Below are 17,886 nucleotides of genomic sequence, written 5' to 3'. Positions count from 1 at the left end.
AACAGTAACCTATTTGCCCTCTGACGTACTCTCAAGGGATTTCTGATAGCTGTCAAAATATTTCTGCTTTATCTTCAGATAATCCTGTAAACCATATTTATTAAGTTTCTTAAGGTATGAATCCCATTCCTTATCAATGCCGCCGTTTAATATCCAGTCGGCCTTTTTCTGCTCAGCATATTTCTTGATGTCTGTGTCGTACTGTGACACCTTGTTGGTGTCATCTATGCTCATGAACACGTTTGGATAGACATACTTACTGTTCATGTCCTTCAGATAAGCCTCATGCATGTTGTCGAGACGCCACTTGGCATCTGCAGGCTCTGTCACATAAACATCATAGTACTCATTTAAAACAGCAAGCGGTCCGTTTACAGACTGCGCCTCACGCACCTCAACCGGTGACTGATCGCCCAGATCCATATGCTTTAACATCTGTCCACCCTCATCGTTTGTGCTCATCTCAAAGATGTTGAACGAATCTTTCTCGCCGTATGTTCCCCAGTTATTCTGTGGTGACTGGATTGGAGCATACATCTGATCAATCCACGCGGCTGCCAAAGCCGTATCCCTGCAGCTTGATGTCAGTACGCATCGTCCTCTGTCGAAACCACTCGTCTCACTGTTATTCTGTCTGGTGATATTTCTGACTCCGTCAGGTCCTGTGAGAGCAGGAAGCATGACGTAATCTGTGTTATTGTCAATGTTTGCAATGTCCCATGTAAAGCAGAGCCCGTATCTGTGGTTTTTACCCTTTGCTACATATGTTGACCACTCCTGTGTAAATGCCTCAGGGTCAATCAAATCCTCTGTGACAAGCTTGTGAAGCCACTCGATACCCTCCTTGTAGCCCTCCTGTGTAGGAGTATAGATGACTTTTCCCTCATCTGTTACTGCAAAGTGGTCACCTGTATCACCATAACCCTCACCAAAGCCGTTCATGAGGATGGCTGGATCCTGGTCACCGTTGTTTATAATAAATGACATAGGAATGACACCGCCCTCAATGTCAAACTCTTTCTCAAGCTCGTCTGCATGATCTCTGAATGCAATAAGCACCTGCTCGAGCTCGTCTGTAGTAGTCGGCACCTCAAGTCCCAGATAATCAAGCCATTTCTTGTTGATATAAGGTATATCTCCGATTGCCTGAATTGCCTCTTTTCCTGCACCAAGCTGCTCTATCCAAGGAAATGAATAGATATGTCCGTCCGGTGCGGTACACATTGTCCTATATTCAGGATATTTCTCAAAAACTGCCTGAAGATTAGGCATATATTTATCGATCAGATTCTCTACCGGAATAATGATACCCTGCTTTGCATATCTGAGCAGGTCGTAATCACTCATACCTGCATTAAACAGTCCATCCGGCAGATTACCAAACTGCGCCAATGCCAGATTCTTCTTGTCAGAGAACTGGTCTGAAACGAAGCATGTCCAGTCGATATGCACGTTGGTCTGCTTCTCCATTCTCTTGAAGATAGTCCTCTCATTAGGATCCTGTGTGGATGTGGCCGGTGCACTTGTGATAAATGACAGCTCAGCCTTCTCCTTCAGAGGGAACTGCACATCTGATACCGGTGTGTCCGGATTTGTCTCAGCATTTAAGCTCTGCTGCTTTCCACAGCCTGCCACACCTGTCAGCATTGCAAGTGTAAGCGAAAGTGTAATTAATTTTTTGAAGCTTCTTTTTTTCATATCCATACTCATCCTTTCTGTTAGCCCTTAACAGATCCAACCATGATTCCTTTATCAAAATATTTCTGGAAAAATGGATACATAATCAAAAGTGGTAAACTTGATACAACAATTGTAGCGTACTTGAGCTGCTCTGCAACCTTTGCCATCTCAGCTGTACTCTGGATATCTGCAATCATGCCCGGCTGAGGTGTATTCTGCACGAGAATTGAACGCAGTACAAGCTGTAATGGCTGGAGATTTGCGTCATTCAGGTAAATCATTGCATCAAAGTAGCTGTTCCACATTCCTACAAATGACCAAAGCATAAGCACCGCAATAATCGGCTTACAAACCGGAAGCATAATCTTAAAGAAATGCTGTATTTCATTTGCTCCGTCGATGGCTGATGCCTCACGAAGCTCATTTGGCACTGACTGATAATAGGTTCTCGCCAAAATCATATTCCACACATTGAAAGCGCCCGGAATGAGGATTGCCCATACGGTGTTTACCATATGGAGCTGATTTATAAGGATGAATGTAGGAATCATTCCTCCTCCAAAAAACATTGTGATAATAAAAATCACATTGAAAAATTTTCTTCCGACAAATTCCTTTTTAGACATAGGATATGCTGCCAGGATTGTGACAAATACTGAGATTGCCGCAAACGCTATTGAGTAAAAAAACGAATTAAAAAATCCGCGCCATATCATGTCATTTTCCAGAACTCGTCTGTATGCATCAATAGTCCAGTCCTTTATGTTGAAGCTCAGTCCCTGATTGTTAAGTACTGTCGGATCCATGAAAGATGCCAGCACTACATATACTAACGGAACAATTATTGCAAGCACAAACAACCCAAGAAGTGTATATCCAATTCCAAGAACAATTTTATCAGTCCGTGAATATTTGATTTTTATCGTCATATCTTTTTCCATTGCACTTTCCTCCTAGATTCCTTCACCATCGTTTAGCTTCTTTACAACCGCATTGACTATAATCAGCAATATTACGTTGATTACCGAGTTGAAAAGACCAACCGCTGTTGAATAACCATAGTCTCCATTCAAAAGTCCGATTCTGTATACATATGTAGAAAGAATTTCCGATGCCGGTAAGTTCATATCTGTCTGTAACGCATAGGCTTTCTCGAAACCGATACTCATAATATTTCCTGCCTGCAGGATGAACTGTATCACTATAATATTCTTAATAGCCGGAAGCTCAACATACCACATCTGCTGGAAGATGTTTGCTCCATCCATTCTCGCTGCCTCCTCAAGCTCCTTGCTCGCATTGGATAATGCCGCTGTGTACATGATTGAAGCCCAGCCTGCTCCCTGCCAGATGCCGCTCGCTATGTAGATTGTCCTGAATGCAGCCGGCATTGTCATCCAGTTTGTGCTGATACCGAGCAGCTTGTTCATAGGTCCGATTGGTGATAAAAACATACGAACCATACCACAAAGTACAATAACTGAGATAAAATTTGGTGCGTAAATCAGAAGCTGTATCTTTTTCTTGATGCCCTCTTTGCGAATACGATTCAGAAGCAGTGCAAGTATGATCGGTACCGGAAATCCCCATAACAATCCGTAAATACTTACCTTTAACGTATTCATAAGGTAGTTCATAAAATCAGGTGATGATAAAAATCTCTTGAAATATTCAAGCCCGACCCATGGACTCCCCAGCACACCCTTTATGACATTGTAATCCTTGAATGCTATGAGCAGTCCGCCCATCGGAACATACTTGAATATAATTGTCAGTAAAAGTGCCGGCATAAGGAAAAATATGTACAACATCCAGTTTTTCTTCACATATGTCACTTTGCTTTTCAATGACTGCTTTTTTTCTTTCATTTGCTGTGACCTCCACTCTTTTTCACATTTTGTCTTTTTTACTTAATTTACGCTCTTGCGTAACCGGCAAAGTAACCGGTTACTTTTTTGTTGATATTTTGGAAATTGCGCTGTATACTGTTTATAAACATTTGTAATATAAGTAATTTTTATAAGGAGACATCCCATGGGAAAAAAACAGGTTACATTTGCAGATATTGCGGAATATACACATTTTTCAAAAACAACGATTTCAAGATATTTCAATCATCCGGACTCTCTGACACTAGAGAATCAGGAAAAGATTTCCCGTGCGCTTGATGAGCTCGGCTATAAGAAGAATAAGCTCGCAAAGGTTCTCGCAAACGGTAAGAGCGAGTTTGTCGGCATAATAGTGCCAAACCTTTACCTGCACTACTACTCTGAGATGCTCACACAGCTTTTAGCCACTTACGCTAACTATCACTATAAGTTTCTCGTCTTTATGAGTGACAAGGGGGCGGCTGAGGAAGAAAACTACATTGATGAACTTTTAGCTTATCAGATAGAGGGTCTTATCGTGCTAAGTCACACTCTCTCATCTGAAAAGCTTGCTTCATACCACATTCCAATTGTCGCAATCGAGCGAGAATCCATGCATATAAGCAGTGTCACCTCCGACAACTATATGGGTGCGCTTCAGGCCACATCTCTTTTAATACGTGACAAATGTGACATCCTCATCCATATCAATGTAGATGTACCAAAGTATGTCCCGGCTTACGACAGAATCCGTGCGTTTGAGGACACCTGTACCGAGCACAATATTCCCTATGAGCTCAGCCTGAACGTATCCGGTGATTCGTACAACGATTTATTTTCTCAGATGAAGGTGATTTTTAACAATATAGATGAGAAATATCCTGATAAAAAGAAAGGGGTATTCCTGGCAAACGACACATATGCCAACATGTTTTTGAACCTTGTCATACAAAAATACGGCTGCCTGCCGGACAGCTATGAGATAGTCGGCTTCGACAATTCACCAATTGCCAACGAAGCCATAATTCCAATCACCACCATCGGCCAGCAGATAGATGTAATCGCAAGAACCGCCATGGATTTACTCGTTAAGCAGATGGAAAACCGCAAGCAAAGAAAGCCAGAACCCGATTTGGCGCCAACGCACAAAAAGATAGCGCCTGTGCTGATCCGCAGGGAGACAACCAGCTAGTACATCGTTTATGTGACATGTACCAGCCTAATTTTCTCCTGTTGCGTCCTGATATTCCCTGCTGCTCACACCACCCCATGAGTTTCTATCCGCTGAGAAAACCTCATTTGTGGTTTTATTTACAGCATAAAATCCCAGTAGCCTTGTATCTGAGCCACTAACCAACTGCTCATAAACAAACAAATCACACTGTCCATTTTCGGAAACTCTGTCATAAACTAACCTATTCTCATACGTATTTCCATCAGCCTCGCCGGTTTCGAAAACAGAATAAAAAGTACCTTTAGCTGTGGAACCGTTGCGAATAATACCGGCATCCCCGGCTGAGAGTATCCCTGCAGCTGACATGTAATCATATACGGCCATGCTTTCTGTATCCAGGCTTTCGTCAGCGTTCTCATTTCCTGCATTCTCATTTTCTGTATTTTCAGAAGCGTCATTGTATGACTGTGAATTATTCTCAGTGCTGTTTTCACTGTCATTTGCACCACTATCACCAGCATCATTTCCACTGTCATCGGTGCTGTCATCATCGTTTATAAGTCCAAACTTTATTGTTTCCTTAAATGTCAAATTTCGTCTCAGGAAAGGTCCAACCTTGATGTTATAATATTCATCAGTACTATATCCATCCGAAGTACTCATGCAGATAAGACCATTCGCATATACCTTTTTCTCCGTATCCATGCCGATGAATGAAATTATCAGATTAATAACCATGGCAGCCATCAAACACAGCCACATGACTATGAGTATTACTTTTCTGAATAGCCTTACCCCTTCTGACTTTTTAGATACGCTGTCACTGAATAATATCCACCTGATTATCCAGTAAAGCGACAAGACCATACAGCCTGCGTATGTTATCAGAACAGACGACAGCTCGAACCAGTATCTATAGTGATATCCTCGAGACAGTAAGCCTCCTACTCCATAGAAAATTCCTGCATACAACACCAATATCGCAGTAATTACAATTGCTGTCGGCCACTTATGCTTTATCCTGGTGTCTGCGTAAATTGCCTGACACAAATCCATTTTTGCATTTTCTGATAAAAACAATGCACCAATCTGCATGTCCGTCATCTGCTTTTGATTCGCCGGCACAGCATAGCACTTATCCAGCCACTCCTGCCAGCCCGGCTTATCACATAGGAACAAAACTGCAGCATTGCAAAAATAATAATCTCTTAAATATGGCAGCTTCACACAATTGATATCAACCATTGCAAGAGCCTGTGCGGCCAGATCATAGTTTGACATAAGAAGCTGCTGCTTAGCCATCACTATCAACACAACTGACTGAAGCTGCCTATTATTCCTGTATCTGGTTCTGTACATAGCCAAATTGTAATCATGCCTGTCCTGAAGGCTCCAATTCTCTGTCCTTTTCGCTGATATATTAACAACAGCGATCAGCATCAACACCAGAAAAATAATACATGCAAAAAAGAGCAATAAACATGATTTAATCATTCCTGAACTATAGTCATCCCTATGGAACATTCCAAACAACAAGCATAATGTCAAAACACTCCATACAACAGTCAATACTCTGTAAATCTGCACATATCTTTTCTGCCATAAGCCATTTTTGTATCCAATGGTATCAGGGGTGACAGTGTTTGAAAGCTCATAATAATTCATGCAATCCGCCTCTTTATCTCTGTAAATGAAATTGATTTATCCGTGGCTTAATTGTACCACGAATAAACCAATTTGTGTGAAATCTATTTTATCTGTATCTTCTTTCTCATGCGCATCTCCCACACATAGTAGGTCACAATAAGTAGTATTCCTGTTGTAAGCCAGGCTGCCGGATCTGCAAAGCACACACCGCCGTAACCAAATGGCTTTGACAGGGCAAGTATTGCAATCCATCTCGACACAAGCTCCATCGCACCGCTAAGCATAGGCACAAGACCCTTGTTAAGTCCCTGCAGACCGTTTCTGTATGCAAAAATCCATGCAAGAGGAAGCATGAAGACACTCGCGATTTTCAGATATTTCATAGCACAGTCAATGTCAGTTGCCGTAGGCGATGTGATAAACCAGCCTATCATGTACGGTCCGACAAAGCAGTTAATTGCTGCCGCTAAAACTGCGCAGCCTATACATATGAAAAAGCATGACTTCATACCCTTAAATATCCTGTCGTATCTTCCTGCTCCAAGATTTTGTCCGCAGTAAGTCGCAGCGGCTGTTCCAAGTGTAGGCATGGTCTGTGTCGCGATATTGCTGACCTTGGATGCGGCGGTATACGCAGCTACCACCTGCGAACCGAACACATTGACCGCAGCCTGGAAGATCATCGTTCCGATAGCAGTGATTGAATAGTTGAGTGCCATCTGCAGACCGATTGAGAGCATGCGCCAGATTCCGCTCCAGTCCATGTAATAATCCTCACGGCTGGTGCGCAGCAAATCATACTTCTTAAACATCACGATAAATGACAAAACTGCAGCAATTCCCTGCGAGATAACTGTCGCATAAGCAGCTCCTGCTGTGCCTGCCTTCACCACCACGATAAAGAATATATCCAGCACAATATTCAATACAGATGAAAAAATCAAAAAGTACAGCGGAGTCTTGCTGTCTCCGATACTTCGCAAAAGACCGGAAGCCACATTGTAGGACATGGTGCAGAAAATTCCCGCAAAAATGACCTTTATGTACGCATCAGCCATGACAAGTATATCATCAGGTGTATTGAGCCAGATAAGAAGCTGCCTCGACGCAAGCACTGTCGGAATCGTGAGCACCACTGAAACAATCACAGTAAGAATGATAGCTAAAGCCACATAATGCTTCAAAAGCTTCTCTTTTTTCGCACCAAACGCATGGCTTGCCATAACTCCAAAGCCCTGTGCTATTCCATTTGCAAAGCCAAGCACCAGAAACATAATACAGCCTGTCGAACCAACCGCCGCAAGCGCCTTTGAGCCCAGATACTGCCCCACGATAATCGTGTCCACCATATTATAGAACTGCTGAAACAGATTTCCCATCAGAACAGGAATCGAGAACAGCAGTATAATTTTCATTGGATTGCCTTTAGTCATGTCTGTCTTCATGTGTAAATACCCTCCCCAAAAATTCAATTCATAATAACTTTTCCCAGCAGGTTCACCCCTGCAGAAAATCTATTAAAAAAATGTGTGAACAAGCTCTTTTTCAAAGCCTCGTTCACACATTATATACACATATTTTCCAGTATTCAAGTACTATTTTCAAAATTTATAACTTATTTTTTAACAGTACGTTTATTCTTTCTTCCTCACACGATAATTCACATATCTCTTTATCAGGTAGTACACGACACCCCATGTCGGTACTCCGATGAACAGCCCCATTACTCCAAATAATCCATTTCCAAGGAAGATTGCAAATACCACCCAGAAAGGTGAGAGTCCTGTGGACTCACCGAGTATCTTTGGTCCGATAATATTGCCGTCCACCTGCTGTAAGATAATGATAAACAGCAAAAATATCACACCCTTTGACGGGCTGTCGAGCATGATGAGTATGGTGCTTGGTATGGCTCCAATGTACGGTCCAAAGAACGGTATGACATTGGTCACTCCGACTATCACGCTGATGAGTGCTACATACGGCATTCGCAGTATCAGGCAGCACACGAAACAGATAGCTCCGATTATGAGTGAATCAATGATTTTGCCACTGATAAAGCCACCGAATATCTTGTCGCTCTCCTTTAAGATGCTTGAAAGCACCTGTATATGGCGCTCCGGCAGAAATGCGCTCACGAGCTTTTTAGTCTGGCGTTTGAAGGTATCCTTGCTAAGAAGGACATAGATGGCAACGATGAATGCAACAAGACAGTTTACCGCTGTGCCAAAGATTCCCATAATACCGTTTATCACAAAGGTAACCTGTCCGAGCATATTGTCCTTTACCCATTCAGTAAAATAGCTTATGCCGTTATTGTATAGCTCAGTGATTATTTCCTTTGCCCTGTCATTGTTTTTGGCAAGCTCCGTGATTTTTTTCACAAGGTCCTGTATCTGATCCGGTAAAAGACTGACCGCATTTGTGATATTGCTTACAAGCTGTGGCACCACCATCATGATGAGCACTACAATAATGGCTATTATTATGGCCAGACTTATAAGTATTGACAACCCTCTCATAGAAGGTCTCTTTCCACACTTCTTTTCTATGGCTTTGCCAAGCGAATTGCTTAGCTTTCTGTCATAAAACTCTACCATCGGATTTATGAGATACGCCAGCACAATCCCCATGATGATTGGCATAAGTATGTTTATTATTCTCACTATCTGTGCCATTATTGCATCGAATTTAAATAGCACAAACACTAGCAGGATTGCTCCTGCTAGTGCTAAAAACTGTGAAAACCCTTTGGCCCATGCGACCTTTATGGTGTGCTTCATCTTATTATTCACTTCCATGCGCGATTCCTCCTCGTTTATTGTATGTCCGGAATGTAACAAGCTGATATTATATAGTCTTTAATCAATTCTAGCAACACTCTCGCCCTCTGTCAGCTCAAATGGTATTATCTCATGACATGAGCCTTTATGCAAATCTATCATGTTAAAAAGAAGCTCCACGCTGCGTGCCGCCATATCCTTGTGCGGCTGTCTGATAGATACAATCTTGGGATTGTAGTACTCTGCAAGTGTCGAACCATCAAAGCCTGTGATAGATATATCTTCCGGCACCCTGAGTCCCTTATCAAGTATTGCCCTTAAGGCACCGATTGCCATGACATCGGAAATCGCATAGACTGCGGTGATTTCTATATCCTTTTCCAAAAGCTTTTTCATCGCACGATATGCGCTGTCATATGAGAATCGCGCTCTCTCATAGTAACGCTCATCAGGTGTGATTCCATGCTTTTTTAAGCTGTTGAGATATCCGTTATGTCGCAGACGAGCTGTCTGTGAAAGCTCCAGATTGGCTCCAATCTCTGCTATCTTTGTATGTCCATGCTCGATGAGATAGTCGACGATTGTTTCCCCTGCCTTCTCATCATCAATGGAAACAGATGACAGCTCCTCCATGCTCCAGTTTTCTGCCGATGTGGTCACGATAACACACGGCACCTTAAACGAAGATGTATCCTCCGAGAAATCCTCCCTGCTGCCTCCGAGGAATATGATGCCAAGCGGCTTTCGCTCCCTGCATATGCGGTCTGTCACACTGCTTAGATTACTGTCCTCATCCAGATATGTGATGCTCAAAGAGTAGTCTGTTCTGTCTATTATCGACTGGATTTCCTCGACTACGTTTGCAAACAGCATATTAGAGGTACCCTTTACCAACAGATAAATATTTCTGGAAATGGTCTGCTTGAGCCTCTTTGCATTGGTATTTGGCACAAAGTTGTGTGCCTCAACTATTTTCATTATGGTTTCTTTTGCTGCAGGAGAAACATCCTGCCTGTTATTTAAAACTCGGGATACAGTTGTTACTGAGTATCCCGATTCTTTTGCTATATCTACAATTGTCATTGTTTTCCCCGTCCGGACAGCGATACGTCCTTTTACATTATATCCATGTGATATAATTTATTTCACTCGTTATATCATATATCCACAACTACAAAACCTGCTAATTTAGCTTAAGCCCCACATGTTTTCTTAACAAGTGTGGGGCTTAAAATAACATAAACTATATCCTCTTGTAAGCTATATTAACCCTTTACAGCTCCTGCGAGCACACCCTCTATAATGTACTTCTGACATACAATATAGAAGATAACAATTGGCAGAATCGCAAGCACGAGCATGGCCATCATTGCACCCCAGTCAATCATACCGTGGCTCTGCTTTAAGTACTGAATAGCAATTGGTATGGTTTTGTACTGGTTGATGTTTAAAACCAGTGATGGAAGAAGGTAATCATTCCATACCCACATTGCCTCAAGTATCGCTACTGTTACCGCTGTAGGACGAAGTATTGGAAATACAACCCTGAAATACATCTGTAATGGTGTACAGCCATCAATCATAGCTGCCTCTTCGATCTCTAATGAGATACTCTTTACAAATCCTGTAAACATAAACACAGCAAGTCCTGCTCCAAAGCCAAGATATACAATGATGATACCGAGTGGATTTGATAAATGAAGCATATTTGCAAATTTTGATAATGTAAACATTACCATCTGGAATGGTACAATCATAGAGAAAAGGCAAAGTGTATACATAAGCTTTGTGCCCTTAGTCTTTACACGAACTATGTACCATGCACACATTGAGCAGCAGAGTACAATAAGTACTACTGAGCCGACTGTGATGAAAAGTGAATTTCCAAAGCAGTCCCAGAAATGTGTCATTCTGAGACCATTCTTGTAGTTTAATGTGCTACAGAAAAGCCTTGACATACCATCCTTGAAGGCTTCAAAGCCCTCAGTGATAGATACTGTGCTGATTCCAAACGGATGCTTGAATATGTAGGCTTTTCTCTTAAATGAATTGAGTAACACCATAAAGATTGGTGAAATCCAAAGTACTGATAAAACAGTGAATAATAATGTGATTATCCAACCGTGCTTGGCCTGTCTTACGGCACTGACTTCCTGCGTTTTTTTCTGTTTTGCCATTAGTCCTGTACCTCCTTGCTTGTAGTAATCTTATTCTGTGCAAGTGCGATAATTGCAACAATTATAAAGAATATAACAGCCTTTGCCTGGCCTACGCCCTGCCATCCTGTTGTTCCATACATGGTGTTGTAGATATTTAAGGCAAGCAGCTCTGACATCTTTCCCGGATTACCGCCTGTAAGAGCTAAGTTCTGGTCGAACAGCTTGAAGCCGTTTGTCAGTGTCAGGAATGTACAGATTGTGATTGTCGGCATAAGCATTGGAAGAATAACGCTCTTTAAGAGCTGCCATCTGTTGGCTCCATCAATCTTTGCTGCCTCAATAAGCTCACCCGGTATATTCTGAATACCTGCGATGTAGATAATCATCATATATCCAATCTGCTGCCAGCATACTACTGCGATAAGTCCCCAGAATGCTGACCACTCTGAGCTTACGATTGTCTTTGAATAGTTCTGCAGGATAGAGTTAAAAATCATCAACCATACATATGAGAGTACGATTCCACCGATCAGGTTTGGAAGGAAGAATACTGTACGGAAAAGATTTGTTCCTCTGATTCCTTTTGTAAGCGCCATTGCTATTGCAAATGATACGATATTGATAATCAGTACCGAAACTACTGTAAATAGTGCTGTGTACCAGATTGAATGAATAAAGGTTGTATCCACACTGCCGTTTACAACAAAAATCCTTGTGTAATTTTTAAATCCCACCCATTTCCAGTCTGTAACAGTGGAGAATTTACAAAATGAAAGGAAGATACCATATACGAACGGTACAATAAATCCTATTGTAAATGCTGCCATTGTCGGTAAAGCGAAGATCCAAAATTTTTTTCTAATCGACTTTTCCATAACAAATATACCTTTCTTAAAAAAATATGGGGTGAGTGACTGCCACTCACCCCACTTTTACTACTTTTTACTAACTTTTAGAGAATTTTACTGCTCGTTCTGAAGATCCCAGTAATAAGCCCATTTCTCTGAGAATGCCTTTGCAACGTCATCCCATGAACCATTACGCTCTGTGTACTCTGTGAGTGGAGCAAGGAAATCAGCTCTCCAGTCATCTACTGAAGGTGTTGCGTTGAATGACCATGCTACTGATGTCTTGCCTTCCTTTGCAAGTTCTGATGCTACATTAGCAAAAGCGTTCTTTGACTCATAGTCGCCTGTGAATGTATCGAATGGAGCTGAAAGACCCATTTTATTAACGATTGCATCACGTCCGTCATCACTTGTGATTACCCAGTTGAGGAATTCAAGTGTTGCATCAATATCCTTCTGATCTGCCTTAGCGTTTACTGTCCAGTGGTTCTCTGTACCAACTGCAAGTCCCTCGTTCGCGTCATCTACACCGAAGTAGATAGGCATCATTGAAAGGTCAGACTGCTTAACTGTGTATCCGTTCTCGTTGTCATCTGCGAAGTTAGCATACTCCCAGTCACCATTCTGGTAGAATACAGCCTCTTCCATACCAAGCTCTGACTCAGCATTTAAGCTTCCTGAATCAAGTGTAGCCTTGTCTGCTGCTGATGTATTTGTGTACATATCCCAAACTCTCTTGAAGTTGTCCATGTACTTACCTGTAACTTCCTTCTGTCCTGCTGTGAGATCACATCCTGCATCCTTGAACTCATAGTAGAGTGCGAGACCTGCGAGATGTCCTGTGAATCTCCAGTTAGATCCGCTGTCAAGTCCTGCTGAAGCAAATGCCTCTGTAAGATGTAAGTCACAAGCTTTGTTGATGTCATCTACATGCTCGTTGATATCAGTTGCAACCTTCTCTAATGTATCAAGATCCTTGATATCATCTACTGACTTGATAACTGCTCCAGAGTAGTTGCTGCAGTATTTCTCAAGAATTGCCTTGTTGTAGATGATTCCGTAGCACTCATAGCAGTTAGCTACTGATGCAATCTTGCCATTGTACTCAAGTGCAAGTGACTTATCTGTAAGGTGCTTGTAAATCTCGCTGTCCTTTAAGTCATATATGTATTTGTCATACTCTGCGCAGTCTGATGTGCTTCCGATATTGAAGATTGTAGGAGCCTCCTTCTTAGCAAGCTCAGACTTAAGTGTTGTCTTGTACTGTCCATCAGCTGCTGTTACTACTGTAACCTGTACGCCTGTCTCATCTGTGTACTTCTCTGCAAGATCCTGCCATGCCTGATCTGTCTCCGGCTTGAAGTTTAACATGTAAACTGAGCCATCGCCGCCCTTTGCAGATGAGCCTTTCTCTGTTCCGTCTCCGCTTCCTGATCCACATCCGGCAAGCATTGTTGCTACCATTGAAGAAGCGAGTAATACTGTTACTAATTTCTTTTTCATTTTAAACCCTCCTAAAAGATTTAATATTAAAATTGTCTTTGCAAACATTATTGGTTGTTTTCGGTAATGTTTGCGGTAACGTTTTCACAAGAATTATTATAGACAGTTTCATGTAGTTTCGCAAGAGGATTTTGTCTTTTCTGTATATATTAATAAAAACACCAGGTATTTTTTGGCAATTTTTCACAAAGAATTGCAAAAAAATAAGTATTCTCACACTGGCGTTTGGTCATTTTAGTTATTTTCGACTATCCGTTTTGTGTAAAAATACTTTTGTTATTTTTATTCATTTCATCTATCAGAGCCTGCTTTTGTGCGCGCTTGAGCTGTTTTATATGATACTCCCTGCTCATTGCCTCCTCTTTCGTGGCAAAGTGCTCGAAATAGACCAGCTCCACAGGTCTGCGTGTCTTTGTATATTTGGCACCTTTCCCGGAGTTATGCGCTTTTATGCGCTTTTTCAGGTCATTTGTCCAACCGGTATAAAGTGTGCCGTCAGCACACCTTACAATATATGTATAATTTTCATCCATATCTGCTTTGTCCATCTCAATAATCAACGCTGTGCTTATGACATGACAATATGATATCAGGCCTGCCCCTGAATCGTAGTGCCATAGCCTGACATAAGCATAAACTCTGCTCTGTCGACCACTCTGCAGCTGCCACGGTTGTCTGTCTTTACGCTGTATAGTATCTCATCTGCCACATGTAAAAAATCCCACACTCTGTTTTCTTCTTTTGGTACATCGCAATACATGCCCTGTGTGATTGTGACAATAGGCAGCATCTTTGAAAACCGGTGTGGCAGAGTCAGCTCCATAACCTTGCGGCGAAGCTCCTCCACATATTCTTTAGCATCTTCCTTTGATATATTCTCGTATATGACTACAAACTCGTCCCCGCCGTATCTGGCACAAAAACCTCCATGTACTCCCGCAACTTTGCTTATACAGTCCGCAATCGCAATCAGACATCTGTCCCCCTCCTGATGCCCGTAATTATCATTGTACTCCTTGAAATAATCCACATCCAGTATCTCAATAGCAAAATTGTGACCACATTTATGAGCATGCGAAAACATCTCATCCGCCTGTATATTAAGCTTTCGCCTGTTTGCCATGCCTGTAAGCGGATCTGTCTCAGACTGCGCCGCAAGAAGCTTATTCTCCTTCTCAATTTTTTTCTTGGCACGATTTACCTTCTCGAAATTCGCCCTAAGCTCTATGACCTCTTTTATCATAGCCTTGGCCTCAAGCTCCTTGCGCTCGGAAAGCTCATAGTACAGCCCTGCCGCCTGCAGATACTCTGCACCCATATGGTGCTTTCTGTAAAATCTGATTTTAAGACCTAAAAGTCTCATCTGCATGCTTGTGACCTTAAGATTGTTTATCATCGGCTCCATAAGCTCCATCAGATGCCAGAATTCATCAATCTTTTCACTCTCGAAAAGCACCTCGAGATACACAAAGAAATCCTCTATCAGATCCATAAAAAGCATATCCTGCGTGATTACACCATCAATGCGCCTGATACACTCGTCACGTTTTTCAATCTGTCCGCTTTTATGCATGTAAAAGGTTCTGCTGATAAGCATTCCAAGCCTGTCGATTGCATCTGCATACGGCAGATGCTCCCTCTCCACAATCTCAAGAATCTCATCTATTCCGGTAAAGTCACTCTCCAGTACCTTGCAGTTTATCATATTCTCATAAAGAGATATCATCCTGGTGTGATATGAAGGTTCATCCGGTGCGGAAGCTATGTATTCCATGGCTTTTTGAAAATATTCCATGGCCTCCTTATATCTGCCCACTTTGATATTTAAAGCTCCGCAATTGACATTTATAATGCTCTGTTCTTCCAACAGGCCATACTTCTTGCAGTACATCAGTCCATCCAGATAATAGTCATATGCTACCGGCTGATTGCCTCTGCCTGACGTGATGATACCAAGTATATTGCATGCGCGCGCCAGCATGCTCCAGCTCTGCGCCTTCTCCAGATGATCTATCGCCCTGACCACGATATCAAAAATGTTATCGTAGTCATTCAGGCAATAAAGTATCATGGCAAGATGATAGTATCCGAAGCCCAGGAGCTTTGAATCTGCTGTCTTTTCTCCGTAATCTATCAGCTCATGGCAATATCTGATTGTGAGCTCGGCATCCTTTCTGTAATTGTCAAGAATGCCATTTGTCCAGTTTTTCACACTCTCATTGTATTCATTAAACTCCACTTTTCACCTCTATATATCTCCGAAATAGTCCATAGGATTGACCGGTTTTCCATCCTGTTCCATAGCAAAATACACATTGGTGCCCTCAACAGTATAGTATCTGGTCACCTTTCCAACTGTTCCAAGTGTTTCTCCTGCCTCAAGCACATCGCCTTCACTGCAGGTTAGATTTGCAAGCTGTCCGTAAGTAGCCGTATAGCCGTCTCCTAAATCCTGCACTACTGTGCAGCCTGTCTCTGCGCTGTCATATATGTCTATAATCCTGCCCTCGGTAACTGAGCATACCGCATCTCCTTCGTTTGCACGTATTACCATGCCACGATTATACTGATACTGGTCGAGTGTCGGGAAATAAACCGTCTTGTCCATGGAAAACGGCAAAAGCACATCTCCCTTTACAGGCCAGTTTGTCACATTTTCCGGGACAAAATGCAGTTGTTTTTCCGTGGGCTGCTGATTTTCCTGCTGCCCTGCAGCTGATTCTTCCTGTCCCATTTTTTTCTCTGAGTCTACTTTTTCTGTAGTTTTCTGTGGTGTCTTTTTCTCTGTAGGCTCAACTATAGACGAAGTCTGTGAAATTTCTGTTGGTATCTCGTCTTTCCCGGGTTTCTGTGTTGAATATACCGCTGCAAATCCTATGGCTCCAGCCACGAGACATGCCGCTGCTGCAATTTGTTGTTTTTTCATAGGACATTACCTCCATCATCTGAATTGTTCTGATGATAGTATGTCCTGTCTGCATGGATTTATTCATGCTTTTTCTATTTTGCGGCACCAATTATATTTGATAATTGTGCAAACTGTGCAAGACTTAGAGCCTCACCACGCACATTTACAGGGACTCCGAGAGCCTCTATGCTCTGCTGTATCTGCTCCTTGGTCAGTCCCATACCACCGAAATTGTTGAGCCCGTTTGCAAGAGTTTTCCTGCGCTGGTTGAAGGATGCCCTGATGATTTTGAACATCAGCTTTTCATCCTCTACGTCAACCACCGGCTTTTCGTATCGCTTGAGCGATATAACAGAGCTTCCTACCTTTGGCTGTGGCATGAAACAGCTTGGCGGCACATTTACCACTATCTCAGGGTGCGAATAATACTGCACAGCAAGTGACAGAGCTCCGTAATCCTTCTTGCCGGGAGCTGCCTGCATACGGTCTGCGACCTCCTTCTGCACCATAATTGTAATACTGTCTATCGGCACATGACTCTCGAACAGCCCCATAATAATAGGTGTCGTTATGTAATATGGCAGGTTTGCAACAACCTTTATCGGCTTACCATTATTATATTCTTCTGCCAGAGCATTTATGTCTACCTTTAATATATCATCATTTATGACCTTTACATTATCATATTCACTCAGAGTATCCTTAAGTATAGGTATCAGATTTGTATCTATCTCGACTGCTATTACCTGGCGCGCCGACTCACACAGATACTGTGTCATCGTACCTATTCCCGGGCCTATCTCAAGTATCATATCGTCCTTTGTGATGCCGGCCGAGTCTATGATTTCCTCCAAAATGCCTGTATCAATAAGGAAGTTCTGTCCGAATTTCTTTTGAAAATTGAAATTGTATTTCTGCAGAACCTCGATTGTGTTCTTAGGATTTCCCAAATATGCCATGATATGCACTCCTTGTGTCGTTTCATCTGATGCGACAGTCTAACTGCTGTCTTTATTTTTTATATTATCACATGAAATGCCTTTATTTCAATTATATTCGTGAATTTTCGCGGTTTTGTCGGAAGCCTGGAACGAAAAGCATGAACCGCCGCCCTGCCATAGGGCACGTACACTCCCGCGTGAGCTACGCTTCGCAGTTAAGATTCTGTACGGATTATGTCTAAAGATTTTCTATGCTTGACGAAACCGGCTTTTATGCACCGTCCATGGCGCATAACGCCTTGCCCAGCCGTCCATGGCTGGGCATTTCTGCGTATTTAAGCATAATCCTACAGTATCTAAACCGCTTCGCTATTC

At 42.3% G+C, this 17,886-nt stretch carries 15 protein-coding genes; 1 reads left to right on the top strand and 14 read right to left on the bottom strand.

Features of this window, described 5'->3' with window-relative positions:
* Positions 1–9: 9 nt before the first annotated feature.
* Genes EUBREC_RS01160 through EUBREC_RS01150 form a run of 3 tightly spaced genes read right to left on the bottom strand, consistent with a single transcriptional unit; the run spans position 10 to position 3,548 of the window.
* A complete protein-coding gene (locus EUBREC_RS01160; protein ID WP_041254406.1) occupies positions 10–1,698 on the bottom strand; it encodes an ABC transporter substrate-binding protein in 1,689 nt (562 codons plus the stop codon).
* A 20-nt stretch (positions 1,699–1,718) separates the two neighbouring features.
* Positions 1,719–2,621, bottom strand: a complete 903-nt coding sequence (locus tag EUBREC_RS01155; protein ID WP_012741180.1) for a carbohydrate ABC transporter permease — start codon at positions 2,619–2,621, stop codon at positions 1,719–1,721.
* Between the two features lie 12 nt (positions 2,622–2,633).
* Positions 2,634–3,548: an ABC transporter permease gene (locus tag EUBREC_RS01150; protein ID WP_012741179.1), complete on the bottom strand. Its 915-nt coding sequence runs from the start codon at positions 3,546–3,548 to the stop codon at positions 2,634–2,636.
* A gap of 166 nt (positions 3,549–3,714) precedes the next feature.
* Here EUBREC_RS01150 and EUBREC_RS01145 point away from each other — a divergent pair, with 166 nt between their 5' ends.
* A complete protein-coding gene (locus EUBREC_RS01145) occupies positions 3,715–4,740 on the top strand; it encodes a LacI family DNA-binding transcriptional regulator (protein ID WP_012741178.1) in 1,026 nt (341 codons plus the stop codon).
* A gap of 27 nt (positions 4,741–4,767) precedes the next feature.
* On the opposite strand, the gene EUBREC_RS01140 is transcribed toward EUBREC_RS01145, so the two are convergent.
* The 11 genes from EUBREC_RS01140 to rsmA form a co-directional block, all read right to left on the bottom strand.
* Positions 4,768–6,387, bottom strand: coding sequence for a hypothetical protein (locus EUBREC_RS01140; RefSeq protein ID WP_012741177.1), 1,620 nt, complete (start codon positions 6,385–6,387; stop codon positions 4,768–4,770).
* Positions 6,388–6,470: 83 nt separating this feature from the next.
* Entirely contained in the window at positions 6,471–7,814 is a 1,344-nt protein-coding gene (locus EUBREC_RS01135; protein ID WP_012741176.1) for an MATE family efflux transporter, read from the bottom strand.
* A 189-nt stretch (positions 7,815–8,003) separates the two neighbouring features.
* A complete protein-coding gene (locus EUBREC_RS01130; protein ID WP_012741175.1) occupies positions 8,004–9,170 on the bottom strand; it encodes an AI-2E family transporter in 1,167 nt (388 codons plus the stop codon).
* A gap of 60 nt (positions 9,171–9,230) precedes the next feature.
* A complete protein-coding gene (locus EUBREC_RS01125) occupies positions 9,231–10,235 on the bottom strand; it encodes a LacI family DNA-binding transcriptional regulator (RefSeq protein WP_012741174.1) in 1,005 nt (334 codons plus the stop codon).
* Positions 10,236–10,417: 182 nt separating this feature from the next.
* The gene (locus tag EUBREC_RS01120) at positions 10,418–11,329 is read right to left on the bottom strand and encodes a carbohydrate ABC transporter permease (protein WP_012741173.1); all 912 of its coding nucleotides are present in this window, start codon (positions 11,327–11,329) and stop codon (positions 10,418–10,420) included.
* Positions 11,329–12,186: a carbohydrate ABC transporter permease gene (locus tag EUBREC_RS01115; protein WP_012741172.1), complete on the bottom strand. Its 858-nt coding sequence runs from the start codon at positions 12,184–12,186 to the stop codon at positions 11,329–11,331. Before EUBREC_RS01115 ends, EUBREC_RS01120 begins: the two co-directional genes overlap by 1 nt.
* Positions 12,187–12,273: 87 nt before the next feature.
* The gene (locus EUBREC_RS01110) at positions 12,274–13,662 is read right to left on the bottom strand and encodes an ABC transporter substrate-binding protein (RefSeq protein WP_041253783.1); all 1,389 of its coding nucleotides are present in this window, start codon (positions 13,660–13,662) and stop codon (positions 12,274–12,276) included.
* Between the two features lie 248 nt (positions 13,663–13,910).
* Entirely contained in the window at positions 13,911–14,210 is a 300-nt protein-coding gene (locus EUBREC_RS01105; RefSeq protein WP_012741170.1) for a GIY-YIG nuclease family protein, read from the bottom strand.
* Between the two features lie 41 nt (positions 14,211–14,251).
* Complete coding sequence (locus EUBREC_RS16525; RefSeq protein WP_012741169.1) at positions 14,252–15,901, bottom strand: tetratricopeptide repeat-containing diguanylate cyclase; 1,650 nt, start codon at positions 15,899–15,901, stop codon at positions 14,252–14,254.
* Positions 15,902–15,910: 9 nt separating this feature from the next.
* Positions 15,911–16,588 (bottom strand): M23 family metallopeptidase, encoded by a 678-nt coding sequence (locus EUBREC_RS01095; RefSeq protein WP_012741168.1) that lies wholly within the window; start codon positions 16,586–16,588, stop codon positions 15,911–15,913.
* Between the two features lie 74 nt (positions 16,589–16,662).
* Entirely contained in the window at positions 16,663–17,529 is an 867-nt protein-coding gene (gene rsmA, locus EUBREC_RS01090; protein WP_012741167.1) for a 16S rRNA (adenine(1518)-N(6)/adenine(1519)-N(6))-dimethyltransferase RsmA, read from the bottom strand.
* Positions 17,530–17,886: the final 357 nt, after the last annotated feature.

This window comes from Agathobacter rectalis ATCC 33656 (assembly GCF_000020605.1).
Lineage (GTDB): Bacteria > Bacillota > Clostridia > Lachnospirales > Lachnospiraceae > Roseburia > Roseburia rectalis.
This window is presented reverse-complemented; position numbering and strand designations above follow the sequence as displayed.